The following is a 24,868-nucleotide window of genomic DNA, read 5'->3' as shown; positions in this document are numbered from 1 at the left end:
GCACCCCGGGGTTCTTGCTATCGTTCCACCTGCACCTTCCGAGGTGCGAGGCGAGTTGCCCGAGCGGCCAAAGGGAGCTGACTGTAAATCAGCCGCGGAATGCTTCGCAGGTTCGAATCCTGCACTCGCCACGGACCGGCCCACCGACGGATGACCGTCGTTGGGCCGCTGTCATGTCCGACCGGAACCCGCCGCGGCAGCGCGGCGGTGGGAGCCGGCCAGGGGCCTGACCGGTGTGAGAGGACTCACCCCGGAAAGCCCCGCCCCGGATTTCACACCGGGGCGCTCGGGCAGGTAGGCTCGTCCGCGCTGCCCCGATAGCTCAGTCGGCAGAGCGTCTCCATGGTAAGGAGAAGGTCAAGGGTTCGATTCCCTTTCGGGGCTCTGGTCTGCGGGTCGCCGTCGTATGATCGACGACGGCGGTCCGGCAGCACGCGGCGGGGTAGCTCAGTTGGTGAGAGCGCACGACTCATAATCGTGAGGTCGCGGGTTCGAGCCCCGCCCCCGCTACAACCAGTGAATCCGAAGCAGCCGAATGGCCGCTCGCGACCGAGCCGAACGTGAGGAACAGCCGTGGCCAGCAAGTCCGCTGACGTCCGCCCCAAGATCACCCTCGCCTGCGAGGTGTGCAAGGAGCGCAACTACATCACCAAGAAGAACCGTCGGAACAACCCCGACCGGCTCGAGCTGGCGAAGTACTGCCCCCGCTGCAACGCGAAGACCGCGCACCGCGAGACCCGCTGACCGATCAGGTCGCGCCCTCTAGTCTGGGGCGATGACCGGATCCAGCACCCGCCCCACCGGCGTCGACAAGACGCTCGTGGGGCGTTCTTATGCCCCCACGGAGACGTACGAGGTCTCTCGCGTCAAGATCGCCGAGATGGCCGCGGCCACCGGCGCGACGCACCCGGCCCACACCGACCCCGACGCGGCCTGGGCGCTCGGCCACGCCGACGTCGTCGCCCCGCCCACCTTCGCCGTCGTCCTCGCGCAGCGCGCCGAGCAGGCGTACGTCGCGGCCCCCGAGTCGGGCATCGACTTCTCCCGCGTGGTGCACGCCGAGGAGCGCTTCGTCCACCACCGGCCCATCGTGGCGGGGGACCGGCTGCGCACCACGGTGCACGTGGACAAGATCGTCGAGCGCGGCGGCATCACCCTGGTGACCACGCGGGCCGAGATCGCCGACGAGGCCGAGGCGCCGGTCGCGACCGTGACGTCCGTCCTGGCCGTGAGGGGGGACGGGAAGTGAACGAGCAGAACGAGACGCTGGCGCGCGGCACGCGGCCCCTGCTGACCGAGCTGGAGGTGGGGGCGGAGCTCTTCCGCCGCACCTACGCCGTCGACCGCGACCGGCTGGTGCGCTACGCCGGCGCGAGCGGCGACTTCAACCCCATCCACTACAACGACCGCTTCGCCGAGGAGGTCGGCCTGCCCGGGGTCATCGCCCACGGGATGCTCACCATGGGGCTGGCCGGCTCCGCCGTCGCCGACTGGGCCCGGGACCCCGGTGCCGTGGCCGAGTACGGCGTCCGGTTCACCCGCCCCGTGGAGGTCCCCGACCCGGGGGCGGCCGAGGTGCAGGTGGTCGGCAAGGTCGGCGACGTCGACCTGGGGGAGGGCTCCGTGCGCGTCGACCTGACCGTCACCTCCGGAGGCGTCACCGTCCTCGCCAAGGCGCAGGCGGTCGTGCGGCTGGGCTGAGGACTCCGCCCGGCTTCTGCCCGCGGGCCCGGGGCGACGTAGCCTGGGGCGGTGACCCAGTCCTCCGGATCCTCCGCCCCAGCCACGACGGGCGGCGCCCGCGCTCGCCGACCTCACCACGCTGCGCGTGGGCGGGACGGCGCGCGAGCTCGTCGACGCGGCGACCGAGTCCGAGCTGGTCGACGCCGTGCGGGCCGCGGACGACGCCGGGACGCCCGTCCTGGTCCTCGGCGGCGGGTCGAACCTGCTCGTCTCCGACGACGGCTTCGACGGCGTCGTCGTGCGGGACACCCGGCGCGGGATCGACGGCGTCGCCGACTCCTCGTGCGCCGGGGCGAACCTCGTCGTCCCGGCGGGGCACCCCTGGGACGACGTCGTCGCCACGGCCGTCGGCGAGGGATGGATGGGCGTCGAGGCGCTCTCCGGCATCCCCGGCTCCACGGGGGCCACCCCCGTGCAGAACGTCGGCGCATACGGCCAGGAGGTCGCCGAGACCCTCTCGTCGGTACGCGTGTACGACCGGCTCGAGCGGCGCACCCGCATGCTCGCCGTGGGGGAGCTGGGGCTCGGCTACCGCACGAGCATCCTCAAGCGCTCGGTGTCCGATGCCGACGCCGGCGGCGGCCGCACCTGGGGGCCGACCGGCCGCTACGTCGTCCTCGAGGTGGCGTTCCAGCTGCGCCTGGCCTCCTTGTCGGCCCCGGTTCGCTACGCCGAGCTCGCGCGCCGGCTCGGCGTCGCCGTCGGGGGCCGGGTGCCCGCCGCCGAGGTCCGCGCGGCGGTCCTCGAGCTGCGCCGCGGCAAGGGCATGGTGCTCGACGACGCCGACCCCGACACCTGGTCCGCAGGTTCCTTCTTCACCAATCCCGTGCTGACAGCCGAGGAGGCCGACGCCCGGCTGCCCGAGGACGCGCCGCGCTTCCCGGTGACCGACCACACCAGGGTCGCCCAGATCGGCGCGGCCGCGCCGGTGGTCGAGGGCCTGGTGAAGACGTCCGCGGCGTGGCTGATCACCCGCGCCGGGTTCGACAAGGGCTTCGGCGCCCCCGGTCCCGCCACCCTGTCGACCAAGCACACCCTCGCCCTGACCAACCGGGGCACGGCCACGGCCGCCGACGTCGTCGCCCTCGCGCGCACCGTGCGCGACGGCGTGCGCGACGCCTTCGGCGTCACGCTCGTGCCCGAGCCGGTGCTCGTCGGCGTCAGTATCTGAACTGGCCGTCCGGCGCGCTCAGTCCCCGGCCATGAGCGCGCCGCGCACCAGGTCCAGGACCTCCGCCTCGCCCAGCCCCGCCGCCCGGGCCCGCTCCACGAACTCACGCGCCTGGGCCCGGATCCCGACCGCTGCACCCGACGGCGCCGCGGTCGGCGCGACCACCGTCCCGGTGCGGCGTCGCGACAGCACGACGCCCCCCGGCCTCGAGCTCCCGGTACGCCCGCTGCACCGTGCCGACGGCGACGCCGAGGTCGGCGGAGAGGTCGCGGACGGTGGGGGAGGCGGTCGCCGGGGAGGAGCGTGCCCGCCGCGACGAGCGCGGAGACCTGGGCGCGGATCTGCTCGTAGGGCGGAACTCCCGCCGACAGGTCGACCGAGATCTGGCCGCTCACGGCCGCACGGTCCCGACGGTGCGGGCCCCCTGCCGCGGGCGCCGGTCGCCCGGGGAGAAGGCCTGCACGGCGGCGACGAGGGAGACGGCACCGACGACCACACCCAGCGGCGCCGTCAGCCACGCGGCGAGCGACCACCCGGCGCTGCCCAGCGCGACGCCCGCGACGAGAAGCACGGCGGCCGCCTGACCGCCGACGAGGAGCTGGGCCCCGCCCCAGGACCCGGCGGGCGCTGGTGCGGCGGGCGACGCCTCGACGCTCTCGTCGAGGACGTGCTCCGGCCGTCACGGCTGAACGACCCGCGGCCCCGCGCACCGCGGCCGGCGCGGACGCCCCCGCACTTCCCACGGTCGACCTGGTCCGTGGGGCGGACGTCACAGCGTTCCTACTCTCGGGTTAGGTTAGAGTTGCCGTCGCCGGCCCGGGCGTCAACGCGTCCGGCCTGCACTCCTCTCCTGGTGCGACGGCGCCGCCGCCCCTGACCTGACGTCGGGCGTCACCGTGCGCCCACAGCCACCCCGGGAGTCTGCGTGACCTCACCCTTTGCCGCCCTGCGCCGCCCGGCGCACCACCCCGCGAGCGTACGCTCGCCCGCACCGAGGACGTGACCTCCGTGATCGGGGCGCTACGGTCCCCGAAGCGCCTGCGCACCGAGGTCCTTGCCGGTCTCGTCGTCGCGCTGGCACTGATCCCCGAGGCGATCTCCTTCTCGATCATCGAGCCGCGGGCGCCGCAGTGGCACGGCGGCCCGTCCGGCTCGATCGAGACGTGCCCGACCTCCCCCGGCCCACCCGTGCTGGCCCCGGGCCACCCGGCCGTCGACCACGATGGCGGCGCCGACGCCGATGTCGCCGGCGACGTAGAGGAACGTGCCCGAGCTGGCCACGCGACCCGGCGCCTCGTGCGCTATGCCGTACGCGGCGAGATTGGCGTCGTTGTCGACGCGGAGCTCGACCCCGGACGCAGTACGCCGGCCCCCAGGAGCTCGGCCGGCACGAGCTCGTGCCACCCGAGGTTCGGCGCCAGGAGCAGCCGCTGCGTGCCTGTCTCCATCAGCCCCGGCAGGCCGAGGTAGGCCCGGGCCACCCGGGCGCCCGCCGCGGTGGCACGGGCGACGAGGTCCCGGACCATCTCGCCGGCGTCCCGCAGGACGGCCACGGGGTCGGACGACGCGAAGTCGCCTGCGACGTACTCCTCCGCGACGATCGCGCCCGTCAGATCCATCACCCGGCCGGCCATGTAGTCGACGTTCACGTGGAGCCCGAGGCCGACGATCGTGCCCTTCGCGGGGGAGAGCGGAACGGCGGGCCGGCCGGGGCGTCCCGCGCCGAGGGCGTCCTGCTCGACGACGATGCCGGCCTGGATGAGCTCCTCCACCAGGCGGGAGACGGTGGAGCGCGTCATGCCTGTCCGGGCGGCGAGCCGCGCCCGGGAGACGGGTGCCTCGGCGAAGATGGTCGTGCACGTGAGCGCGAGGTTGTGCTCGCGCAGGGAGGACTGGCGGGCGGCCCCCGACGCGGACCGTGCGCGGTCCCGGGGTGGGGCTCCCGGTGCCGGCGCGTCGTCGCGCTCCGTGGATGTGCTCACCGCTTGACCCTATCCGATGCCAGTCGGTAAGTTTTGCAGCACAACAAATCTCGACGAGGAGACTCGCATGGTGCGCAAGCCCACCCCTGAAGACCGTTTCTCGTTCGGACTGTGGACCGTCGGCTGGACCGCCCGGGACCAGTTCGGCGACGCTTCCCGCCCCGCCCTCGACCCGTGGGAGTACGCCACCCGGCTCGCCGAGCTCGGGGCGTGGGGCGTGACGTTCCACGACGACGACGTCGTGCCGTTCGGGTCCGACGACGCCACCCGCGAGCAGATCCTCAAGACCTTCAAGAAGGCGGTCGACGACGCGGGCCTGGTCGTCGAGATGGTCACGACCAACACCTTCTCCCACCCGGTGTTCAAGGACGGCGCCTTCACCTCCAACGACCGGTCGGTCCGGCGCTTCGCGCTGCGCAAGATCCTGCGCAACGTCGACCTTGCCGCCGAGATCGGCGCCGAGACCTTCGTGATGTGGGGCGGGCGCGAAGGCTCGGAGTACGACGGCGTCAAGGACGTCCACGCCGCCCTGGACCGCTACCGCGAGGGCATCGACACCGTCGCCGGCTACATCAAGGACAAGGGCTACGGCCTGCGCATCGCCCTGGAGCCCAAGCCCAACGAGCCGCGCGGCGACATCTTCCTCCCGACCGTCGGCCACGCGCTCGGCTTCATCGCCGAGCTCGAGAACGGCGACATCGTCGGCCTGAACCCCGAGACGGGGCACGAGCAGATGGCCGGCCTCAACTACACCCACGGCCTCGCCCAGGCGCTGTGGTCGGGCAAGCTGTTCCACATCGACCTCAACGGGCAGCGTTCCATCAAGTACGACCAGGACCTGGCCTTCGGCCACGGCGACCTGCTGTCGGCGTTCTTCACGGTCGACCTGCTCGAGAACGGCTTCCCGGGCGGCGGGCCCACGTACACCGGGCCTCGCCACTTCGACTACAAGCCGTCCCGCACCGAGGGCATGGACGGTGTCTGGGACTCCGCCGCGGCCAACATGGAGATGTACCTGCTGCTGGCCGAGAAGGCCAAGGCGTACCGCGCCGACCCGGAGGTCCAGGAGGCCATGGAGGCCGCCGGCGTCCTCGAGCTGTCCCGGCCGACGCTCGGTGAGGGTGAGACGCTCGCCGACCTGCTGGGCGACAGGTCCGCGTTCGAGGACTTCGACGCCGACGCCGCCGCGCAGCGCGACTTCCGCTTCGTGCGGCTCAACCAGCTCGCCATGCGGCACCTGATCGGCTGACCGCAGCGATGACCGAGACCCTCGTCGCCGGCATCGACTCCTCGACGCAGTCGTGCAAGGTCGTCGTCCGGGACGCCGCCACCGGTGCGCTGCGCCGGTTCGGGCAGGCCCCGCACCCGGACGGCACCGAGGTGGACCCCGCCGCCTGGTGGGACGCCCTCCAGGCGGCCGTCGCGGCCGCCGGCGGGCTCGTCCACCAGGCCGCGCAGCGGCCGGACCGCCACCCCCGGTGCGGCGACCGGGGTCACCACGGTGACGTCGTCGCACAGCACGAGCGCCGCCCCGGAGTTCTCCAGCACGTAGGCCAGGCCGTCGGCCGGGAGCTTGTAGCTGACCGGCACCGCCACGTGGCCGGCGCGCAGCGTGGCGTAGAACGCGACGAGCCAGTCGGCGCCGTTGGCGCCGAGGATCGCCACCTTCGAGCCCGCCGGCAGGTCGGAGCCGGCGAGATCGTCCGCGAGAGCCTCGACCGCCGCGTCGAACGCGCGGTAGCTCACGCGCCGGGTGCTGCCGTCGCGGACCTCCACGATCGCCTCGTGGTCCGGGCGGCGCAGGTCGACGGCGTCGCCCTGGTTCGCGAACGGCAGGTTCATCGGGGGGCCACCACCGAGGAGAGGAAGGAGCCGCGGCCGACCGCGATGAGGCGCCCGGCGGCGTCGTGGATCTCCGCCTCGGCGACCGAGACCTGCCGGCCGGGCCGGATGACGCGGCCGGTGATGCGCAGCGTCCCGAGGGCCGCGGCGCGCAGGTAGTTGACGGTCAGGTCGATCGTGGGCACCCCCGTGCCGAGCGCCCCCACGAGGGCCCAGTCGGCGGCGAGGTCGAGCAGGCCGGCAAGGATCCCGCCGTGGACCACGTCGGCGCCGTCGGCGTTCGCCCACTCCTCGCGGGCGGCGGCCTCCAGGACGATGCGGTCCGCGTCCACCTCGATCACCCGCAGGCCGAGCCAGCGGTGGTACGGGCTCCGGAGGAGCTGCGCCTCCACCTCGGCGGTGGTGGGCAGGGTGCGCGCGGTCATGCCTGCGCCCACGGGTCGACGACGATCTTGCCGATGACGCCGCGGTCCCGGACCCGGCGCAGGGCGTCGACGGCGCCCTCGAGGGGGACGACGTCGTCGATGACCGGGTCGAGGCGACCGGCGGAGACGTCGTCGAGGAGGGCGCGGAAGTCTCGCTCGCTGAACCCGTTGGACCCGATGACCTGGATCTCGAAGGTCCAGATGTAGCGCAGGTCCTCCTTGGGGTCGAAGCCGGCGGTGGCGCCGCAGACGAGGATCTTGCCGCCGAGCTTGACGCTCTTGAGGGTGGGCTTCCAGGTGTCGCCGCCGGTGTAGTTGACGATGACGTCGAAGCCGGTGTCCGCGGAGATGCGGCTGGGCTTGCCGAGGTGCTCCTTGGTCCACTCGTAGAAGTCGGTCTCGCGGTAGTTGATGTACTCGTCGGCGCCGATCTCGAGCATCCGCGCGCCCTTCTGGTGCGAGCCGACGGCGGCGACGACGTACGCGCCGAGCTTCTTGGCGAGCAGCACCGAGGCCGTCCCCACGCCGCCGGAGGCGCCGAGGACGAGCACCTTGTCGCCGGCCTTGATCGTCTGCTTGTCGACGATCATGCGGTGGGCGGTGCCGTAGGCGACCGGCAGCGCCGCGGCCTGGGGGGAAGGTCACGTTGTCGGGCAGGGCGATGAGCTGCTCGGCCGCGACCAGGGAGTACTGGGCGAGGCCGCCGTCGACGGTCTCCCCCATGAGGTCTGCGCCGCGCAGCGGGTGGACCAGCACCCGGTCGCCGACCCTCCAGCCGTCGACGTCGTCCGCGAGCTCGGCGATCTCCCCGACGACGTCGAGGCCGGGCACCACCGGGAACGGGATCCTGATCCCCGGCATGCCCTTGATCGTGAAGATGTCGTGGTAGTTCAGCGAGGTGGCGCGCACCTTGACCACCGCGTGGCCCGGCTGGAGAGAGGGATAGGGGTGGTCGTCGACGAGGCGGAGAGCGTCGACGTCGCCGTGGGCGTCGAGGACGACTGCTCGCATGGTGGTGCTCATGGTGCCCTTCTGTTCCGCTGATGTTCTGAAGATCGAGTGTGCGCCGTCGGCCGGGGCGGTGCCTGTTCCACCATCCGCCAGGCGTCCGCGGGCCCTCAGAGGGTGAGGCGGCCCGCCGGGCCCTCGACGGTGAGGCGCAGGCCGGGCTCTCCCTGCCGGACCTCCAGGTCGGTGCCGATCGCGGCCAGGACCGGCGTGATCTCCTCGGGCCGCGGGTGGCTGGCGACGAGCTCGACCGGTGTGACGCGGGCCTTCGTGCTCACCGCCGGGGACGTGGTCGTGCCCCAGTCGATGAGGAACGGCACCACGCCGCTGGGTTCGACGAGGTTGGCGGTCAGCCGCCACCGCAGGAGGGTGCCGTCGCCCGTGCGGCGCTGGCCGTCGAAGGCCTCACCGGGGTCGATCCCGGCGTCGCTCGCGCGGGCACGCACGGCGTCGAGGTCGTCCGGGTGGGCGGCCCAGGTGGCGACGGCGGTCTCGCGCGCGTCGTCGACCCTGAACGGCCGCGTGCCGGTGAACGTGGTGTTCTCGGGGTCGGCGCCGAGGATCTCGAGGTAGGCGTCGCCGCCGAACGAGACGAGGTAGTTGCGGGTGCCGAACGTCGGGTGGACGCCGCCCGCCTCCGGCGCGACCCCGGTGGCCCGCTCGAACAGCTCGACCGCCGCGGCGAGGTCGGGGGGTGGTGACCACGACGTGGTCGAGGTTCCTGGGCAGGACGGCAGGCGTCGGCACGTGGTTCGCTCCCTCGGGCTCGGCTGGGTCCGGCTGGCTGACGGTCGGCGCGGGTGCACTGCCGGCCGGGGCCGGTTTCGCCGCTCCCCGGAAGCGTAGGCGCTGGGCCGGTTCGCGGCTCCCGCAGGTTGCCGTGGTGTCCGGTTACTGAGACGCGACCGCCCACCGTGCCCGCCTCGCGGCCGTCCGGTGAGACGAGCCCGCGAACGCCGCCGGAGCTCAGCGCGGCCGCGTGACCTCCTCCAGGAGCTCGAGCACGTGCCGGTAGGGCCGCGACGTCGCGGCGGTCATGCCCATCTCGCAGGTGCGGTTGCAGGAGGCGTAGGCGGCGAACGGTCCGCCGGCCCGTTCCGCGGCGGCGATCTCGGCCGCCTCGGCCTCCGTGGCGCCGGCGGGCAGCTCCGGGTGCAGCATGCCGCGGTCGCCCGCGGTGCCGCAGCAGCCCCAGGAGGGCGGCACGGTCACGTCCTCGGCGACGGCGTCGGCCACGGTGACCAGGTCCGCCACCATCCCCAGGTGGACGGAGGAGCAGGTGGGATGCACCACGAGGGAGGGCAGGCGCCGGCCGGGCGCCACCGCCAGCCGGTCGAGCAGGTGCTCGCGCGCGAAGACGACGGCGTCCACCACCGTGATCCGCGCCCACCGCTCGGCCGCCTCGCCCTCGAGGTGCACGCCGATGCCGGTGAGTCCGTGGGTGCAGCTGGAGGCGTCGCACACGAGCGGGAGACGGCCGCCGTCGGTCAGCTCCCACACCTCCTCGGCGACCTTCCGCGCCATGGTGCCCGCGCCGTCGCGCAGGCCCTTGGACTCCCAGACGGTGCCGCAGCAGAGGGCGTCGATCCCGGCCGGCACGGCGACCCGCAGCCCCGCCCGCTCGCACAGCCGCAGGAACGCGGCGGCCGCCCCCTCGCCGTCGCCCTCCGCGGCGAAGAGCGAGCCGATGCAGGCGGGGAAGAAGACGGGCGGCGCACCACGTCGACCAGCCGGGCGTCGATGCCCTCCACCGCGAGGGGGTCGAACTTCAGCAGGGCGGGGACGGCGTCGGCCGCGGTGGGCATGTCCGGGTAGCCGAGCGCCACCACCACCGGCGCCGTCGGCACCGGCACCAGGTCGACGGTGGCCCCGAGCACCGTGACCAGCGTGCCCTCCGAGCCGACCAGGAACTTGGCCAGGTCGGTGCCGTTCTCCGGCAGGAGGTGCTCCAGCGAGTAGCCGGAGACCTGCCGCTTGAACCGGCCCAGCGCCGTGCGGACCGTGGCGAGGTTGGCCCCGACGAGCTTCTCGAGACCCGGCACGGCGTCGAGCGCGCCCGCCCCGGCACCGGCGGTGAACCGGCGCCCGCCGGCGTCCACCACGTCGAGCGTGCGGACGTTGTCGGCCGTGCGGCCGTACGCGACGGCATGGGGGCCGCACGCGTTGTTGCCGATCATCCCGCCGAGCGTGGCCCGGTTCTGCGTGGACGGGTCCGGCCCGAAGCGCAGCCCGTGCGGGCGCGCGACCGCCTGCAGGTCCGACATCACCACACCCGGCTGGACGACGGCGGTGCGCGCCTCCGGGTCCAGGGAGACCACCTTGTTCATGTGGCGCGAGAAGTCGAGCACCAGGCCCGGGCCGACGGCGTTGCCCGCCACCGAGGTCCCCGCCCCGCGCGCGGTGACCGGCACCTCGAGCCGGCGGGCCACGTCCAGCGCGGCGAGCACGTCCTCGGCGTCACGCGGCGAGACCACCACCTGCGGGACCACACGGTAGTTGGACGCGTCCGTGGAGTACTCCGCCCGGCGGCGCTCGGAGTCGTCGACCTCGCCGGCCACCGCGGAGCGCAGGGCGGCGGTGAGGTCCTGGGCGGTCACCGTGCTCACCCGCGCCAGTCTGGCACGGGGCGGGACGCGCAGAGCCGCGCATCCGGCGTGCGGACGCACGGGGCGGGACGCGCAGAGCCGCGCATCCGGCGTGCGGACGCACGGGGCAGCCACCGCCGACGAACGCGGAGCGCTCACAGGACTCGTGACGTTTCGCGGAGGAATTGACGTCTCGCGGAGGATCTGACGTCTCGCGGAGGAATTGACGTCTCGCGGGTGAGGTCAGGCGGTGGCGTCCTCCCCCGCCATGACGGCGGCCCGGCCGGCCTCGAGGCGCGCGATGGGGACGCGGAACGGGGAGCAGGAGACGTAGTCGAGCCCGGCGTTGTGGAAGAAGTGGATGGACTCGGGGTCGCCGCCGTGCTCGCCGCACACGCCCAGGTGCAGGTGGGGCTTGGTCTGCCGGCCGCCCGTGGCGCCCGCGACGACCAGCGCGCCGACGCCGTCGGCGTCGAGGGTCTCGAACGGGGAGATGGTCAGCACCCCGTTCTCGAGGTAGTCGGCGAAGAAGGCACCCTCGACGTCGTCGCGGGAGAAGCCCCAGGTCGTCTGGGTGAGGTCGTTGGTGCCGAACGAGAAGAAGTCGGCCTCCTCCGCGATGCGGTGCGCGGTCAGCGCCGCCCGGGGCAGCTCGATCATGCAGCCGATCGGCAGGTCGAGGCTCACCCCGGCCTCCCGGCCGACCTCGGCGAGGATGCCCTCCGCCTCCTCCCGCACGATCTGCAGCTCCCGCACGGACCCGACGAGAGGCACCATGATCTCCGGGCGCGGGTCCCTGCCCGCGCGCCGCAGCGCCACGGTGGCCTCGGCGATCGCCCGGATCTGCAGGCCGAACAGGCCCGGCACCTTCAGCCCGAGGCGGACCCCGCGCAGCCCGAGCATCGGGTTCTGCTCGTGCATCCGGCTCACGGCGGCGAGGAGCTTCTCCTCGCGCCCGACGGGCTCGCCCCTCTCCTTGGCCAGCGCGACCCTCACGGCGAGCTCGGTCAGGTCGGGCAGGAACTCGTGCAGCGGCGGGTCGATGAGCCGGATCGTGGTGGGCAGGCCGTCCATGGCCTCGAGCAGGTCGACGAAGTCCTGGCGCTGCAGCGGCAGCAGCTCGGCCAGCGCTGCCTCGCGGGCCTGGTCCCCCTCGGCGAGCACGAGGTGCTCGATGAACTCGCGCCGCTCGCCGAGGAACTGGTGCTCGGTGCGGCACAGCCCGACCCCCTGGGCGCCGCGCTCGCGCGCCCGGCGCCCGTCCTCGGCGGTGTCCGCGTTGGCCCGCACCTGCATGCGCCGCACGGTGTCGGCGTGGGTGAGGATCCGGTCGACGGCGTGCACGAGCTCCTCGGTCGCTCCGTCCTCGCTCGCGGCCAGGCCGGCGTCCAGGCCCTCCGCGATGTAGCGCATCACCGGTGAGTCGACCACCGGCACCTCGCCGAGGAACACCTCGCCGGTCGACCCGTCCAGGGCGATGACGTCGCCCGGGCGCAGCACCGTCCCGTCGACCCGCACCTCCTGGGCCGCGACGTCGACGTCGAGCTCCTCGGCCCCGACCACCGCCGTCGTCCCCATGCCGCGCGCGACGACGGCGGCGTGGGAGGTCTTCCCGCCCCGCGCCGTGAGGACGCCGGCGGCGACCATCATCCCCTGCAGGTCGTCGGGGTTGGTCTCCCGCCGCACGAGGATCACGTTCGCGCCCGCGTTCGACCGCTCGAGGGCCTGGGCGTTGTCCATGACGATCTCGCCCACGGCGGCGCCGGGCGAGGCCGCCATGGCGCGGGTGAGCAGCTGGCGGTCCGCGTCGCCGTCGAACTGCGGGAACAGCAGCTGGGACAGCTGGGCCCCCGAGACCCGCGAGATCGCCTCGTCCATGGTGATCAGATGCTCGTCCACCAGCTGGGTCGCCACCCGGAACGCCGCGGCCGCGGTGCGCTTGCCCACCCGGGTCTGCAGCAGCCACAGCTTGCCGCGTTCGATGGTGAACTCGATGTCGCACAGGTCCCGGTAGTGCGTCTCCAGCCGGCGCATCGCCTGCAACAGCTCGTCGTAGGACTTCTTGTCCAGCTGCTCCAGCTCCGCCAGCGTCAGCGTGTTGCGGATGCCGGCGACGACGTCCTCGCCCTGGGCGTTGGGCAGGTAGTCGCCGTACACGCCCGAGTGCCCGGTGGAGGGGTCGCGGGTGAACGCCACCCCGGTCCCGGAGGACTCCCCCAGGTTGCCGAAGACCATCGTGACCACGTTGACCGCGGTGCCCAGGTCGTTCGGGATCCGCTCCCGCCGGCGGTACAGCCGGGCCCGCTCGGTGTTCCACGACCCGAAGACCGCCTCGATGGCCATGTCCAGCTGCTCGCGCGGGTGCTGGGGAAACTCCCGGTCGCACTGCTCGCGCACGATCTGCTTGAACGTCTCGACCAGGTCCCTGAGGTCCTCCGCGTCCAGGTCCACGTCCGTGGCGGCGCCGACCTGCTTCTTCTTCGCCTCCAGCGCCCCGGCGAACAGGTCACCGTCGACGTCCAGCACCGTCTTCCCGAACATCTGGATCAGGCGCCGGTAGGAGTCCCACGCGAACCGCTCGTCCCCGGAGAACTCCGCGAGCCCCTTCACCGACGCGTCGTTCAGGCCGACGTTCAGGACGGTCTCCATCATCCCCGGCATCGAGAACTTCGCGCCCGAGCGCACCGAGACCAGGAGCGGCTCGTGGAAGTCGCCGTGCCGGCGCCCGATCGCGTCCTCGATCTCCCGCATCGCCATCGTCACCTCGACGCGCAGCTCCGGCGGCACGTGCCCGTCGCGCATGTAGGCGCGGCACGCCTCCGTGGTGATCGTGAACCCGGGAGGGACCGGCAGACCGATCTTCGTCATCTCGGCCAGGTTCGCCCCCTTGCCGCCGAGCAGGTCCTTCTGGTCCTTGTCACCCTCGCTGAACCGGTACACGTACTTGGCCATCGCGACGCTCCTCGCCATCGGGGTACGCGGCCAGGCTGGGGTGACCGCGGTCACGTTGAGAAGCATAGGCAGTGAGGCCCGTCACAGGGGCCGACCAATGGCCCTGGTCCGCGCCGCCCGGAGGCGCGAGGCGGCCGAGGGTCCTACGAGGTCCAAACCAATTCGGCGTACCGTGTTCCGGAAATCACACCTGGCCTCGCCGGCAGTGCCGACGACGAGGGCCCTGAGTCTGAGGAAAACGCATGTCGGAGAAGTCTGCGCCACCCACGACCGAGCTGCCACCGAGCTCCGTCGACCCCGCCGTCGCGGAGAGCGAGGACCGCAGGTGGACGCCCGCCAAGATCGCCCTCTGGGCGGCCATCGCCCTGCTCGGCGGCGTCGCCTGGTCCGTCCTGGCGATCTCCCGCGGCGAGACGATCAACGCGATCTGGTTCGTCTTCGCGGCCGTGAGCACGTACCTGATCGCGTACCGGTTCTACGCCAAGTACATCGAGCGGAAGGTCACCCGGCCGGACGACTCGCGCGCCACCCCGGCCGAGTACAACAACAACGGCCGTGACTACATGCCGACCGACCGCCGGGTCCTCTTCGGCCACCACTTCGCCGCCATCGCCGGCGCCGGGCCTCTGGTCGGGCCCGTGCTCGCCGCGCAGATGGGCTACCTGCCCGGGACGGTCTGGATCATCGTCGGCGTCGTCCTGGCCGGTGCCGTCCAGGACTACCTGGTCATGTTCTTCTCGATGCGCCGCGGCGGGCGGTCGCTCGGGCAGATGGCCCGCGAGGAGCTCGGCGTCGTCGGTGGCACGGCCGCCCTGCTCGCGACCCTGGCGATCATGATCATCATCGTCGCCATCCTCGCGCTGGTGGTCGTCAACGCCCTGGGCGAGTCTGCATGGGGCGTGTACTCGGTCGCCCTGACCATCCCCATCGCGCTCTTCATGGGCGTCTACCTGCGCTACATCCGGCCCGGGAAGGTCATGGAGGTCTCGGTCATCGGCTTCGCGCTGCTGATGTTCGCGATCATCTCCGGCCGCTGGGTCGCCGAGTCCGCCTGGGGCGCCGAGCTCTTCCACCTGGACCGCACCACGATCGCGTGGGCCATCATCGTCTACGGCTTCGTCGCGGCCGTGCTGCCGGTGTGGCTGCTGCTGGCGCCGCGCGACTACCTCTCCACGTTCATGAAGATCGGTGTCATCGCGCTGCTCGCCGCGGCGGTCGTCGTCGTCCGCCCGGAGATCAGCGTGCCGGCCGTCTCCGAGTTCGCGGGGCGCTCCGACGGCCCGGTCGTCGCCGGGTCGCTGTTCCCGTTCCTCTTCGTCACCATCGCGTGCGGCGCCCTGTCCGGCTTCCACGCCCTCATCTCCTCGGGCACCACGCCCAAGCTCGTCGAGAAGGAGAAGCAGACCCGCTTCCTCGGCTACGGCGGCATGCTCATGGAGTCCTTCGTCGCGATCATGGCGCTGGTCGCCGCGATCTCGATCGACCGCGGCATCTACTTCGCGATGAACTCCTCCGCCGCCGCCACCGGGGGAACCGTCGAGGGCGCCGTCGCCTTCGTGAACTCCCTCGGCCTGACCGGCGTGAACCTGACGCCGGACGCGCTGACCAGCCTCGCGGCGAACGTCGGGGAGGAGTCGGTGGTCTCCCGCACCGGCGGCGCCCCGACCCTCGCCGTCGGCATCGCGACGATCATGAACCAGTGGTTCGGCGGGACCGCCCTGATGGGCTTCTGGTACCACTTCGCCATCATGTTCGAGGCGCTGTTCATCCTCACCGCCGTCGACGCCGGCACGCGCGTGGCCCGGTTCATGCTCCAGGACGCGATCGGGAACTTCGTCCCGAGGTTCAAGGACACGTCCTGGCGCCCGGGTGCCTGGATCGGCACCGCGCTCATGGTGGCGGGCTGGGGCTACATCCTCATTCTCGGCGTGACCGACCCGCTCGGGGGCATCAACACCTTCTTCCCGCTGTTCGGCATCTCCAACCAGCTGCTCGCGGCCATCGCGCTGGCCGTGGTCATGGCGATCGTCGCGAAGCGCGGCACCTTCAAGCACCTGTGGGTCGTGGTGCTGCCGCTGGCGTTCGCCACCGTGGTGACCGTCACCGCGTCCCTGTACAAGATCTTCTCGCCGGTCCCGACGGTCGGGTACTGGGCGCAGCACAACGCGTTCCGGCAGGCGCTTGCCGACGGGCAGCAGAGCTTCGGCACTGCCACCTCCGTCGAGGCGATGCAGGCCGTCGTCCGCAACACGTTCGTCCAGGGCACCCTGTCGGTCGTGTTCCTCGTGCTCACGATCACCGTCATCGGTGCGGCCGTGGTCGCCACGGTGAAGTCGTTCCGCACCCGCGGCGTCCCGGAGAACGAGGACCCGCGGGTCGAGTCGCGCATCTACGCGCCGTCCGGGCTTGTCCCGACGCCGGCGGAGAAGGAGCTGGAGGCGAGGTGGAAGGCGCTCCCGGCCGAGCTCCAGCCTGCTCGGGCCCGGCACTAGCCGTGGGCGCGCTGGCAGAGGCGTGGCGCGGCGTCGTCTGGTACCTGCGGGGGATGCTCGGGGCGGACGCGTACCAGCGCTACCTCGAGCACCACACCCGGACCCACCCGGACACCGAGCCGCTCTCCGAGCGCGCGTTCTGGAAGGACAAGATGGACTGGGAGGACCGGAACCCGCAGGGCCGCTGCTGCTAGGTGTACCCGGCCGTCAGGTTGGTGACACTCGGCTGAGGGGCGGGAGGCCTCCGAGCGCGCTGTGGCGGCGTTCAGTGTTGTAGGTGTGGAGCCAGGGGGCAAGGGCGTCGCGGCGGTGCTGGTTGCTGGTGAAGACGTGGCGGTAGGCCCACTCGGTCTGCAGGGTGCGGTTGAACCGCTCTACCTTTCCGTTCTGCCAGGGGCAGTGCGGTTTGATGAACTTCTGGACCGCGCCGAGGTTGGCGACCGCGTCGATGAAGGCACGGCCGTGGCGGTAGGCGAAGGCGTTGTCGGTCATCACCCGCTCGATCCGCGTGATGCCCATGGAGGTGAAGTGGGCCGCGGCCCGGTGCAGGAAGGCGGCGCAGGTGGCGGCCGTCTCGTCCTCGTGGATCTCGGAGTAGGCCATGCGGGTGTGGTCATCGACCATGGAGTGGACGTAGTCGTACCCGATGCGCTTCTTCCGGTCCCGGTTGCCCGCGGCGCGGCCGTGGGCGCGCCAGCCGCCCCCGTCGGGGATCTTCCCCAGCTTCTTCACGTCGACGTGGACCAGCTCGCCCGGCTGGGTGCGTTCGTAGCGGGTGGCGGTGGCCTTGGAGGAGCGGATCTCCTGACCGGTCATCGGGTCCAGGTGGTGCAGGTACGCCGCGCCCGTCCGGCGTAGCACCCGGGAGACCGTGCGGGCGGGCACGCCCAGCTCGGCGCCGATCCAGTCCTGCCCGCGGCGGTGCTCGCGCCGGCAGGCCAGGATCTGGTCCACCACCGGCGGAGCGGGGGCCGGGTGGCCGGCGGGCGCGGGCGTAGCGACCGCGGGGGCCGGGTCGGGCTTCGGGACGGGGACGCGGGGCATCGTGTCTGTCATGTCCTCGCCCCTCAGCGCGGCGCCATGCGCAGGGCACCGTCCATGCGGACCGTCTCGCCGTTGAGGTAGTCGTGGCCGACGATCGCGAGCACGAGGTTCGCGTACTCGTCCGGCCGCGCCAGCCGCGGCGGGAACGGAACGCCGGTGGCCAGCCGGGCACGGAACTCCTCGTCGATCTGCCCCATCATCGGGGTGTCGACGATCCCCGGCGCGATGGTGCACACCCGGATGCCGTGCTGCGCGAGGTCGCGGGCGGCGGGCAGGGTCATGCCGACCACACCGCCCTTGGAGGCCGCGTACGCCACCTGGCCGACCTGTCCCTCGAAGGCGGCCACCGAGGCGGTGTTGACGATGACCCCGCGCTGGCCCTCGCCGTCGGGCTCGGTGGCGGCGATCCGCTCCGCGGCGAGCGCGAGCAGGTGAAACGTCCCGACCAGGTTGACGCCCACGACCTTCGCGAACAGCGCCGGGTCGTGGACGCCCTTCCTGCCCAGAAGGCGCGCGCCCGGTGCGATGCCGGCGCAGCTCACGGCGACCCGCAGCGGCGCCGGCCCGCCGGCGGCCGTCGCGACGGCGGAGGCGAGCTGGTCGTGGTCGGTGACGTCGGCGGCGAGGTGCTCCACGCCGGCGTGCCGTGGCGCCCGCTCGAGCGCGGCGGGCAGGTCGACGGCGTAGACCGCGGCTCCGCCGTCGGCCAGGGCCGCGACGGTGGCCGCCCCGAGACCCGAGGCGCCGCCCGTGACGACGGCGGCAGTACCGGAAAGTTCCATCCGTGAAGCTCCTTCGCTCACGTGCCGGGGGATCGCCCCGCACGCCGGTCAGAAACGCGGCGTCGGAGCGGGAGCTGGGTCCCCGGTTCGTGGCCTGGCCCCGTCGCCGCTCACACCGTACCGGCGACCGCCCATGACCGAAATGCGGATTCGTGCGCGACCGGCTCAGTCGCCCGGGGTCCAGTCCTGCCGACGGAGCCGCTCGAACCCGTCCAGCAGCAGGTCCAGGGCGAACTCGAACTCGAACTGGTCGTCGCAGCCGCCGCCGACCACGGACTCCGTGCGGTGCGCGGCTCCGGCCCCGGCGATCTCGGCGACGTGCGGCCAGCGCGCGACGACCTGGCGGAACATCGCCTCCCGCAGCTCGGGGTCCTCGGGCGGGGGTGCGCTGGGGAACACCTCCTGGGTGAAGCCCCACATGCGGCTGCCGAGCGCATGCATCACGTGGTGGGTCAGCACCGCCGAGAAGCCGCCGCCGCGGAACATCGCCACGAGCGAGTCCATGTGGTCGAGCACCACCGGCGAGGCGCCGGTCCGCGTCTCGATGACCGGCCGCGCCCACGCGTGCCGCAGCAGCACCCGCCGCGCGGAGAGCACCCGCTCGCGCACGGCGGTCCGCCAGCCGGCGGCCTCGAGCGGGGGGTCGATCTCGGAGACGACGACGTCGACCATGCCGTCTAGGAGCTCTTCCTTGCCGGCCACGTGCTTGTACAGCGCCATCGGGACGACGCCGAGGCGCTGGGCGAGGTGGCGCATGCTCAGCGCCTCGATGCCCTCCTCGTCGGCGAGTGCCACCGCGGCCCGGAGCACGCGGTCCCTGCTCAGAGGAGCGCGTCGCGTGGTCCCGACCTGCGCCGTCGCCATCTCGTCCTCCCCGCTGCTGAACATCGGCAGCCGACTGTACCCCTTGACGAGTGTACGTCGTACACCTACATTCTGAGGTGTACGACGTACACCTCAGCGTTCTCACCCGATCACCCGGACCCAGTCGAAAGAAGAAGAGATGACCGCCACCGCGCGCACCGAGACGACACCGAGACCGCGACCGGGCTCGCCCAGAAAGGTCGCGATGCTCGCGGGTGCGCTCTACCTGCTCACCTTTCTGGCGTCGATCCCCGCCGTCTTCGTCCTGGAACCGGTGCTGAGCGACCCCGGCTACATCGTGGGGCCGGGCGAGGACACGCGGGTCCTCCTCGGCGGACTCCTCGACATCGTCAACGCCCTCGCCTGCGTCGGCACCGCCGTCGTGCTGTTCCCGGTGGTCAGACGACAGAGCGAGGCGCTCGCCATCGGGTTCGTGGCGTCCCGCGTGCTCGAGGCCGCGATCATCTTCGTCGGCGTCATGAGCCTCCTCGCCGTCGTGACCCTGCGGCAGGACCTCGGCGCGACCGGCGGCGCGGACGCGGACTCGCTCGTCGCCGTCGGGGCCGCACTGGTCGCCGTCCGGGACTGGTCCTTCCTGTTCGGGCCGGGCCTCGCCGTCGCCAACGCGCTGCTCCTGGGCACGCTGATGTACCGGTCCCGGCTCGTGCCACGTGCGATCCCGCTGATGGGACTCGTCGGGGCGCCCCTGCTCCTCGCGTCGAACACGGCGACGATGTTCGGCGTCAACGAGCAGGTCTCGCTGCTGTCCCTGGTCGCCCTGCCCGGGATCTTCTTCTGGGAGCTGTCGCTGGGCATCTACCTGGTGGTCAAGGGCTTCCGGCCCTCTCCCCTCACTGACGGGCCGGACGTCGGCGGGTCCGCACCGGCAGACCTCCGCACCCTTGCCCGGTGACGAGAACCTTCCGTAGCGTGACGCTCCAGACGACGGAAGGGACGACGATGTCCGGCGAGCTGGCCTTCTTCGAGCTCGGCGTCCGGGACGCCGCACGTGGCCGCAGGTTCTACGAGTCGCTCTTCGGGTGGGCCTTCTCGCCCGGCCCCACCGGGGGCGACGGCGGCATGATCACCACCCCCAACGTCCCGGGCGGGATCCACGGCGGCGACGCCGGCGCGTCCCCGTACCTGTTCTTCCGGGTCGACGACATCGAGGCGGCCGTCGGACGCGTCCGCGAGCTCGGCGGGTCGGTGGACGGCACCGACCTCGACGGCGACGAGGAGGTGCAGGCCTCCTACGGCCGCTTCGTGCTGTGCCGTGACGACCAGGGATCGCCCTTCGGGCTCTACCAGGCACCGCCGGGGGCGTCCACGGCCGGCTGAACGGCCCGGGCGGCCCTGCGCCGCACCAGGAAGGTCTCGATCGCCGTCGTCGTCTTCCCCGTGCCCGGCGCGCCGACGACGAGGAGGTTCCCGGCACCGGCCGGCCAGGCAACGGCGGAAGCCTGGGCGGGGTCCAGCACCGGCGGCGCCGCGGCCGGCGCGGGCAGCACCAGCCGCAACGAGGTTCCTCGGGCCCTGTCGTCCATGTCCCCGATGCCATCACACGCCACCGACATCCGGCCCGAACGGCTCGCGGGACGGCCTGCAGGACGGCCCGCGGATCGCGTCAGCCCGCCGGCCACGGCTGGGGCAGGCACCCCTCGAGCCGCATGGTCTGCTGCAGCATGATCGGCGCCGGCTCGCCGGGAACGGGGCAGGACTCGTGTGGATGGCCGAGCAGGTGACCGACCTCGTGGTTGACGAGGTACTGCCGGTACTCGGTGATGTTCCCGCCGCCGTCGAGGAACGGCGCCGCACCGTCGGACCAGCGCTCGGCGTTGAGGACGGCGCGCGCGTCACGCCCGCAGGAGTACTCGCCCACGGTCCTCAGCGGCCGGCACAGCTCGTCCGTGAGCGCGGGCGAGGCGAGGACGACGCTGATGTCGCTGGGGCCGTCGGTGCGGGAGAAGACCACCGATCCGTCGTGCCCCCAGCCGCGCTCGTCGTTGAGAACGGTCAGGACGAAGTCGGCGAACGCCTCCCCGTCGACCGGCAGCCCCTTCTCGACCTGCACGCGGACGGGCCGCACGGTGCGCGCCTCGCGCGGCGCCTCCTGGGCCCCGGCCACGGTGAGCAGCTCGCCGGAGGCGCTCTGCGGCATCATCCCGGTCGAGGTCAGCCCCGCGCGGGCGCGGAGCGCGAGGCCGAGCTGCTCGACGGTCCGCGAGAGCCAGGGCAGGCCGACGGCCTCGGGCTTCACGGCGCTCCCGGCCTCGTCCTCGAGCATCTCGCGGGTCTCGTCGTCGTCCCGGGCGTCGTCGTCCGCGGTGGAGGGCGGTGCGGCGACGGACGGCGCGCTGACCCCCGGGGCGTCCGGCACCGGGACGGCCGCCGTCGCGGGCACCGCGACGGAACCGAGCGCCACGAGGGAGCGACGGCCAGCAGGGCGGCCGGGAGAGGACGGGAGCTGACAGGCACGGACCCATCCTCCCACCGGGCGGCCGGTCGCCCGGACCAGCCGCCGCGCGCCGGAGGTGCCGGGGAAATTCGCCGTCAGCGCACGTCACCGCCCGGGCGCGTCGGGTCACGTCCTCACGACCTACGATGGACCGAGCCCACCGGACCAGCCTCGTCCGCGCGACGCGCGCCGGTCCGTCACCCACCTGCAGGAGGTACACAGTGGAGATCACCATCGGCGTGCGCAACGTCGCGCGAGAGATCAACCTCGAGTCGACGCAGAGCCCGGAGGAGGTCCTGGCCGCGGTCGACAAGGCCCTCGCGGGGAGCACGTCGCTGGTCCTCCAGGACGAGAAGGGCCGCCACGTCATCGTCCCGGCCGGCGCGCTCGGCTACGTGGAGCTGGGGCCGGCCGAGCAGCGGCGCGTGGGCATCGGGCTGGTCTGAGCCTCGGCCGGCGCGGGCGGACGTCAGGCCGTCAGCCCTAGCCGGTCCATCCGCCGGGCGTGGCCGGCCGAGAGCTGCTTGCGCAGCCACGCGGCGTCGTCGCCGTCGCGCCCGGCCGCGCCCTGGCGGTCCGTGAAGGACCACAGCAGGGGGTGCTCGGCCAGCAGCCGCTGGGCGATGCCGAGCGCCTCGCCCACCACGCGGCGGCCCCACAGGGCCAGGCGGGCGGAGAGCTGCGGGTCGGCGGCGACCACGGGACCGAGCATGGCGACGACGAAGTCCTCGTAGCCGCTGTCCGCCACCACTTCGTCGAGCATCGGCCGCCCGTCGGGCGCGGCGGCGCGCGAGAGCAGCCGCTGAAGATCCGCGAGGACGCCGTAGGAGACGTACGTCCTCACCACCCGCTCCCACCAGTCGCCCGGCGGCGTGCGGCGGTCGAAGTCGTCCAGGACGGTGGTGTACGGGGCCATCGCCGCGTACAGGTCGGTGCCCGCCCCGCGTGCCACCGACTCCAGGTGGTCGAGCCCGGCGAGCTCCCCGGCCGCCATGCGCGAGATCGTCACCTGGGCGTGCAGGTCGGGCGCGTGCTCGGCGTCGGTCGCCAGGCGGGTGAACGCGGCGAGCTGGACGAAGCCGTGGAGCCCCACCATCTCGGCGACGTCGCCCCTCGGGGAGGTCGTCTCGGCAACGTCGTCGGGAGTGTCCAGCATGCTCCCCACCATAGTGACCCGGGCCCGCCCGGCCCGGCCGTGACCGCCACCACGGCCTCAAGGCCTGCCAGGAGCCGGTACCACCCGCTACCCTGGAGCGGTACACGGTTGCCCGGTCGTCTCGTAGAAGCCTGAATCTCAGCCGCCAGCGCGGCACGACATGATCACGATCGGCTGCCACGAGGACGGTACGACGGGCCTTACGCGCCCCGGCCGAGTCACGCCGGTGCGGTGCGGTGCCCGCTGTGCCACGACCGACAGGGCACGAACCACATGACAGAGCAGAGCACCGCCTCGGGCGTGCTGGACGCCACCGACATCCCCGCCGCCGTCGTCGTCGACGAGGCGGCCGCCGACGTGAGCGAGGACGTCTCCGTCGCCGACCTGAAGGAGAAGTCGTTCGCCGACTTCGGCGTCGACGCCCCCATCGTCGACGCACTTCGCGACGTCGGCATCACCCATCCCTTCCCGATCCAGGCGCTCACCCTTCCGGTGGCACTGGCCGGGCACGACATCATCGGCCAGGCCAAGACCGGCACGGGCAAGACCCTGGGCTTCGGCATCCCGCTGCTCCAGCGCGTCGTCGGCCCCGCCGAGGACGGGTGGGACGACGTCGACGCCGCCGGCAAGCCGCAGGCGCTCGTCATCGTCCCGACGCGCGAGCTCGCCAAGCAGGTGGCCGACGACCTGGCCACCGCCGCCCGCCGCCGCAAGTTGCGCATCGTGCAGGTCTACGGAGGCCGCGCGTACGAGCCGCAGATCGACGCGCTGAACAAGGGTGCGGAGGTCGTGGTCGGCACCCCGGGCCGCATGATCGACCTGCTCAAGCAGCGCATCCTGGACCTCTCGCACGTGCGCACCGTCGTCCTCGACGAGGCCGACGAGATGCTCGACCTGGGTTTCCTGCCCGACGTCGAGACCCTGCTCTCGCGCACGCCCGCCTCGCGCCACACCATGCTCTTCTCCGCCACGATGCCCGGCGCCGTCGTGGCCATGGCGCGGCGTTACATGACGCGCCCGACGCACATCCGCGCCCAGGACCCCCGACGACCAGGGGACCACCGTCAAGAACATCCGCCAGGTGGTCTACCGCGCACACGCCCTGAACAAGGTCGAGATGCTCGCGCGCATCCTCCAGGCCGACGGCCGCGGCCTGACGATCGTGTTCACGCGCACCAAGCGCACCGCGGCGAAGGTCGCCGACGAGCTCGCCGAGCGCGGCTTCGCCTCGGGCGCCATCCACGGCGACCTCGGCCAGGGCGCCCGCGAGCAGGCCCTGCGGGCCTTCCGCGCCGGCAAGATCGACGTCCTCGTCGCCACCGACGTCGCCGCCCGCGGCATCGATGTCGACGACGTCACGCACGTGGTCAACTACCAGTGCCCCGAGGACGAGAAGATCTACCTGCACCGCATCGGGCGCACCGGCCGCGCGGGCAACACCGGCACCGCGGTGACCTTCGTCGACTGGGACGACATGCCCCGCTGGTCCCTCATCAACAAGGCCCTCGTTCTGGGCGCCCCTGAGCCGGTGGAGACCTACCACACCTCCCCGCACCTGTTCGCCGACCTGAACATCCCCGAGGGCACCGGTGGCCGGCTCCCCCGCGGGGCCCGCACCCGCGCCGGCCTGGAGGCGGAGGAGCTCGAGGACCTCGGCGAGACCGGCAAGCGGCACGGCGGCCGGGCGCGGGCGCCGGGCGCGGATCAGCGTCGACGCCGGAAGGGCACCGGGTCGTCCACGTACGGCTCCCAGGCGGCCCGTTCCGCGTCGGTCATGCGCCGCGGCCGCTCCGTCTCCTCGTCGATGAGCACGAGTGTGGTCATCGCGCGCACGGCCGGGCCGTCGGAGCCCGCGATCTCGTAGCAGACGTCGATGCTGGCGCCGCCGAGGTGGGAGATCCACAGCTGCACCTCGACCGGGCGCAGCGTGTAGGGCAGCGGGGCGAGGTACTCGATCTCCTGCCGCGCGATGTACGTGTTCGTGCCCGAGCCCGGGCCGGTGGCGAGGATCTTGGTGCCGGGAGCGCCGTGGTGCGGGTGCGCCGGGTCCACGCCGCCGCCGACCGCGTCGAACTGCGCGTCCCCGGGCACGGAGGCCCAGAACGCGGCGATGCGGGCCTCCTCCAGCAGCGTGAAGATCTTCGCGTTGTTGACGTGCTGGTAGCCGTCGATGTCGCTCCAGCGGATGCGCAGCGGGATGGTCAGCCGTGCCATGAGGTCCTCTCTACGTCGTCGGGTGAGGGCGCGTCGGTCGCGCCGGGAAGGCCCGGACTCCGTTCACCCCGGGGGCGTCGGCGGACCTCCCCCGCCGCTGACCGAACGGCCGGTCCCCGCGGGTGCGGGGACCGGCCGTGCGCTGACGGGCGG

At 72.9% G+C, this 24,868-nt stretch carries 24 protein-coding genes, 3 tRNA genes and 6 pseudogenes; 15 read left to right on the top strand and 18 right to left on the bottom strand.

Annotated elements, in window-relative coordinates; all coding sequences use genetic code 11:
• Positions 1-49: 49 nt before the first annotated feature.
• The 7 genes and pseudogenes from DA06_RS17815 to DA06_RS17785 form a co-directional block, all read left to right on the top strand.
• Positions 50-131: transfer RNA gene (locus DA06_RS17815), tRNA-Tyr, on the top strand.
• A 180-nt stretch (positions 132-311) separates the two neighbouring features.
• Positions 312-384: transfer RNA gene (locus tag DA06_RS17810), tRNA-Thr, on the top strand.
• Between the two features lie 52 nt (positions 385-436).
• Positions 437-510 (top strand) — tRNA-Met (locus DA06_RS17805).
• Positions 511-573: 63 nt separating this feature from the next.
• On the top strand, positions 574-744 hold the full coding sequence (gene rpmG, locus DA06_RS17800; RefSeq protein WP_043502612.1) for a 50S ribosomal protein L33: 171 nt from the start codon (positions 574-576) through the stop codon (positions 742-744).
• Between the two features lie 31 nt (positions 745-775).
• Positions 776-1,249 carry an FAS1-like dehydratase domain-containing protein gene (locus tag DA06_RS17795; RefSeq protein ID WP_043502609.1) on the top strand — a complete coding sequence of 158 codons (474 nt, stop codon included), beginning with the start codon at positions 776-778 and terminating at the stop codon, positions 1,247-1,249.
• Positions 1,246-1,701, top strand: a complete 456-nt coding sequence (locus DA06_RS17790) for a MaoC family dehydratase (RefSeq protein WP_418605603.1) — start codon at positions 1,246-1,248, stop codon at positions 1,699-1,701. The genes DA06_RS17795 and DA06_RS17790 overlap by 4 nt, the downstream gene beginning before the upstream one ends.
• A 91-nt stretch (positions 1,702-1,792) precedes the next feature.
• Positions 1,793-2,914 (top strand): annotated as a pseudogene (locus DA06_RS17785) (UDP-N-acetylmuramate dehydrogenase); the annotation flags it as partial.
• Between the two features lie 18 nt (positions 2,915-2,932).
• On the opposite strand, the gene DA06_RS17780 reads toward DA06_RS17785, so the two are convergent.
• From DA06_RS17780 to DA06_RS17770, 3 genes are all read right to left on the bottom strand, one after another.
• Positions 2,933-3,106 carry a hypothetical protein gene (locus DA06_RS17780; protein ID WP_418605602.1) on the bottom strand — a complete coding sequence of 58 codons (174 nt, stop codon included), beginning with the start codon at positions 3,104-3,106 and terminating at the stop codon, positions 2,933-2,935.
• A 199-nt stretch (positions 3,107-3,305) separates the two neighbouring features.
• Positions 3,306-3,485, bottom strand: coding sequence for a hypothetical protein (locus tag DA06_RS17775; protein ID WP_418605601.1), 180 nt, complete (start codon positions 3,483-3,485; stop codon positions 3,306-3,308).
• 730 nt (positions 3,486-4,215) lie between these two features.
• Positions 4,216-4,896, bottom strand: a complete 681-nt coding sequence (locus DA06_RS17770; protein WP_052436921.1) for a MarR family transcriptional regulator — start codon at positions 4,894-4,896, stop codon at positions 4,216-4,218.
• A gap of 67 nt (positions 4,897-4,963) precedes the next feature.
• Between DA06_RS17770 and xylA the strand changes: the two genes are divergently transcribed.
• Positions 4,964-6,145, top strand: coding sequence for a xylose isomerase (xylA, locus tag DA06_RS17765; protein ID WP_043502600.1), 1,182 nt, complete (start codon positions 4,964-4,966; stop codon positions 6,143-6,145).
• An 8-nt stretch (positions 6,146-6,153) separates the two neighbouring features.
• Positions 6,154-6,340: pseudogene (locus DA06_RS17760) on the top strand (xylulose kinase); the annotation flags it as partial.
• 68 nt (positions 6,341-6,408) lie between these two features.
• Here the strand turns inward: DA06_RS17760 and DA06_RS17755 are convergent.
• From DA06_RS17755 to ppdK, 8 genes and pseudogenes are all read right to left on the bottom strand, one after another.
• A pseudogene (locus tag DA06_RS17755) lies at positions 6,409-6,738 on the bottom strand (AMP-binding protein); the annotation flags it as partial.
• Positions 6,735-7,163 carry a PaaI family thioesterase gene (locus DA06_RS17750; protein ID WP_043502592.1) on the bottom strand — a complete coding sequence of 143 codons (429 nt, stop codon included), beginning with the start codon at positions 7,161-7,163 and terminating at the stop codon, positions 6,735-6,737. The pseudogene DA06_RS17755 and the gene DA06_RS17750, both read right to left, overlap by 4 nt.
• A complete protein-coding gene (locus DA06_RS17745) occupies positions 7,160-7,753 on the bottom strand; it encodes a zinc-binding dehydrogenase (RefSeq protein ID WP_418605600.1) in 594 nt (197 codons plus the stop codon). Before DA06_RS17745 ends, DA06_RS17750 begins: the two co-directional genes overlap by 4 nt.
• A 118-nt stretch (positions 7,754-7,871) precedes the next feature.
• Positions 7,872-8,174, bottom strand: a pseudogene (locus tag DA06_RS17740) (alcohol dehydrogenase catalytic domain-containing protein); the annotation flags it as partial.
• Between the two features lie 107 nt (positions 8,175-8,281).
• A complete protein-coding gene (locus DA06_RS17735) occupies positions 8,282-8,977 on the bottom strand; it encodes a VOC family protein (protein WP_418605599.1) in 696 nt (231 codons plus the stop codon).
• Between the two features lie 160 nt (positions 8,978-9,137).
• On the bottom strand, positions 9,138-9,695 hold the full coding sequence (locus tag DA06_RS17730; RefSeq protein ID WP_418605597.1) for a hypothetical protein: 558 nt from the start codon (positions 9,693-9,695) through the stop codon (positions 9,138-9,140).
• On the bottom strand, positions 9,659-10,777 hold the full coding sequence (locus DA06_RS17725; protein ID WP_418605596.1) for an FAD-binding oxidoreductase: 1,119 nt from the start codon (positions 10,775-10,777) through the stop codon (positions 9,659-9,661). Before DA06_RS17725 ends, DA06_RS17730 begins: the two co-directional genes overlap by 37 nt.
• Positions 10,778-10,999: 222 nt before the next feature.
• Complete coding sequence (gene ppdK, locus DA06_RS17720; RefSeq protein ID WP_043502582.1) at positions 11,000-13,708, bottom strand: pyruvate, phosphate dikinase; 2,709 nt, start codon at positions 13,706-13,708, stop codon at positions 11,000-11,002.
• A 242-nt stretch (positions 13,709-13,950) separates the two neighbouring features.
• Here ppdK and DA06_RS17715 point away from each other — a divergent pair, with 242 nt between their 5' ends.
• Both DA06_RS17715 and DA06_RS17710 read left to right on the top strand, forming a co-directional pair.
• Positions 13,951-16,200 carry a carbon starvation CstA family protein gene (locus DA06_RS17715; protein WP_043502580.1) on the top strand — a complete coding sequence of 750 codons (2,250 nt, stop codon included), beginning with the start codon at positions 13,951-13,953 and terminating at the stop codon, positions 16,198-16,200.
• 2 nt (positions 16,201-16,202) lie between these two features.
• Positions 16,203-16,394 (top strand): YbdD/YjiX family protein, encoded by a 192-nt coding sequence (locus DA06_RS17710; RefSeq protein ID WP_043502578.1) that lies wholly within the window; start codon positions 16,203-16,205, stop codon positions 16,392-16,394.
• Positions 16,395-16,407: 13 nt separating this feature from the next.
• Here DA06_RS17710 and DA06_RS17705 read toward each other — a convergent pair.
• The 3 genes and pseudogenes from DA06_RS17705 to DA06_RS17695 form a co-directional block, all read right to left on the bottom strand.
• Positions 16,408-17,151: pseudogene (locus tag DA06_RS17705) on the bottom strand (IS481 family transposase); the annotation flags it as partial.
• Between the two features lie 116 nt (positions 17,152-17,267).
• Complete coding sequence (locus tag DA06_RS17700) at positions 17,268-18,026, bottom strand: SDR family NAD(P)-dependent oxidoreductase (protein WP_043502566.1); 759 nt, start codon at positions 18,024-18,026, stop codon at positions 17,268-17,270.
• A gap of 165 nt (positions 18,027-18,191) precedes the next feature.
• Positions 18,192-18,914 (bottom strand): TetR/AcrR family transcriptional regulator, encoded by a 723-nt coding sequence (locus tag DA06_RS17695; protein WP_418605595.1) that lies wholly within the window; start codon positions 18,912-18,914, stop codon positions 18,192-18,194.
• 115 nt (positions 18,915-19,029) lie between these two features.
• Between DA06_RS17695 and DA06_RS17690 the strand changes: the two genes are divergently transcribed.
• The gene (locus tag DA06_RS17690) at positions 19,030-19,803 is read left to right on the top strand and encodes a DUF4386 domain-containing protein (protein WP_043502563.1); all 774 of its coding nucleotides are present in this window, start codon (positions 19,030-19,032) and stop codon (positions 19,801-19,803) included.
• A 47-nt stretch (positions 19,804-19,850) separates the two neighbouring features.
• A complete protein-coding gene (locus tag DA06_RS17685; RefSeq protein WP_043502568.1) occupies positions 19,851-20,228 on the top strand; it encodes a VOC family protein in 378 nt (125 codons plus the stop codon).
• Here the strand turns inward: DA06_RS17685 and DA06_RS17680 are convergent.
• Together DA06_RS17680 and DA06_RS17675 are read right to left on the bottom strand one after the other, a co-directional pair.
• Positions 20,192-20,434 (bottom strand): hypothetical protein, encoded by a 243-nt coding sequence (locus DA06_RS17680; protein ID WP_418605594.1) that lies wholly within the window; start codon positions 20,432-20,434, stop codon positions 20,192-20,194. The two genes, DA06_RS17685 and DA06_RS17680, sit on opposite strands and share 37 nt — an antisense overlap.
• A gap of 80 nt (positions 20,435-20,514) precedes the next feature.
• Positions 20,515-21,312, bottom strand: a complete 798-nt coding sequence (locus tag DA06_RS17675; protein ID WP_043502555.1) for a DUF3152 domain-containing protein — start codon at positions 21,310-21,312, stop codon at positions 20,515-20,517.
• Positions 21,313-21,566: 254 nt separating this feature from the next.
• Here DA06_RS17675 and DA06_RS17670 point away from each other — a divergent pair, with 254 nt between their 5' ends.
• Complete coding sequence (locus DA06_RS17670) at positions 21,567-21,791, top strand: DUF3107 domain-containing protein (RefSeq protein WP_043502553.1); 225 nt, start codon at positions 21,567-21,569, stop codon at positions 21,789-21,791.
• A 23-nt stretch (positions 21,792-21,814) separates the two neighbouring features.
• Here DA06_RS17670 and DA06_RS17665 read toward each other — a convergent pair whose 3' ends face one another.
• Entirely contained in the window at positions 21,815-22,501 is a 687-nt protein-coding gene (locus tag DA06_RS17665) for a ferritin-like fold-containing protein (RefSeq protein WP_052436919.1), read from the bottom strand.
• A gap of 273 nt (positions 22,502-22,774) precedes the next feature.
• On the opposite strand from DA06_RS17665, the pseudogene DA06_RS17660 reads away from it, so the two are divergent.
• A pseudogene (locus tag DA06_RS17660) lies at positions 22,775-24,183 on the top strand (DEAD/DEAH box helicase); the annotation flags it as partial.
• A 22-nt stretch (positions 24,184-24,205) separates the two neighbouring features.
• Here the strand turns inward: DA06_RS17660 and DA06_RS17655 are convergent.
• The gene (locus DA06_RS17655; RefSeq protein WP_043502546.1) at positions 24,206-24,715 is read right to left on the bottom strand and encodes an acyl-CoA thioesterase; all 510 of its coding nucleotides are present in this window, start codon (positions 24,713-24,715) and stop codon (positions 24,206-24,208) included.
• Positions 24,716-24,868: the final 153 nt, after the last annotated feature.

The sequence above is a fragment of the Georgenia sp. SUBG003 genome (genome assembly GCF_000715355.2).
Taxonomy (GTDB): domain Bacteria; phylum Actinomycetota; class Actinomycetes; order Actinomycetales; family Actinomycetaceae; genus Georgenia.
Note: the sequence above shows the minus strand (reverse complement) of the source record. Positions and strands in the feature narration are given on the sequence as shown.

Excerpts from the sequence above, each read along its gene's own strand:
- DA06_RS17745 (WP_418605600.1), bottom strand. The coding sequence starts at position 7,753 with ATGATCGTCGACAAGCAGACGATCAAGGCCGGCGACAAGGTGCTCGTC.
- DA06_RS17680 (WP_418605594.1), bottom strand. The coding sequence starts at position 20,434 with ATGGACGACAGGGCCCGAGGAACCTCGTTGCGGCTGGTGCTGCCCGCG.
- DA06_RS17730 (WP_418605597.1), bottom strand. The coding sequence starts at position 9,695 with ATGGCGCGGAAGGTCGCCGAGGAGGTGTGGGAGCTGACCGACGGCGGC.
- xylA (WP_043502600.1), top strand. The coding sequence starts at position 4,964 with ATGGTGCGCAAGCCCACCCCTGAAGACCGTTTCTCGTTCGGACTGTGG.
- DA06_RS17655 (WP_043502546.1), bottom strand. The coding sequence starts at position 24,715 with ATGGCACGGCTGACCATCCCGCTGCGCATCCGCTGGAGCGACATCGAC.
- DA06_RS17665 (WP_052436919.1), bottom strand. The coding sequence starts at position 22,501 with ATGCTGGACACTCCCGACGACGTTGCCGAGACGACCTCCCCGAGGGGC.
- DA06_RS17685 (WP_043502568.1), top strand. The coding sequence starts at position 19,851 with ATGTCCGGCGAGCTGGCCTTCTTCGAGCTCGGCGTCCGGGACGCCGCA.
- DA06_RS17715 (WP_043502580.1), top strand. The coding sequence starts at position 13,951 with ATGTCGGAGAAGTCTGCGCCACCCACGACCGAGCTGCCACCGAGCTCC.
- DA06_RS17695 (WP_418605595.1), bottom strand. The coding sequence starts at position 18,914 with ATGTTCAGCAGCGGGGAGGACGAGATGGCGACGGCGCAGGTCGGGACC.
- ppdK (WP_043502582.1), bottom strand. The coding sequence starts at position 13,708 with ATGGCCAAGTACGTGTACCGGTTCAGCGAGGGTGACAAGGACCAGAAG.
- DA06_RS17700 (WP_043502566.1), bottom strand. The coding sequence starts at position 18,026 with ATGGAACTTTCCGGTACTGCCGCCGTCGTCACGGGCGGCGCCTCGGGT.
- DA06_RS17690 (WP_043502563.1), top strand. The coding sequence starts at position 19,030 with ATGACCGCCACCGCGCGCACCGAGACGACACCGAGACCGCGACCGGGC.
- DA06_RS17795 (WP_043502609.1), top strand. The coding sequence starts at position 776 with ATGACCGGATCCAGCACCCGCCCCACCGGCGTCGACAAGACGCTCGTG.
- DA06_RS17750 (WP_043502592.1), bottom strand. The coding sequence starts at position 7,163 with ATGACCGCGCGCACCCTGCCCACCACCGCCGAGGTGGAGGCGCAGCTC.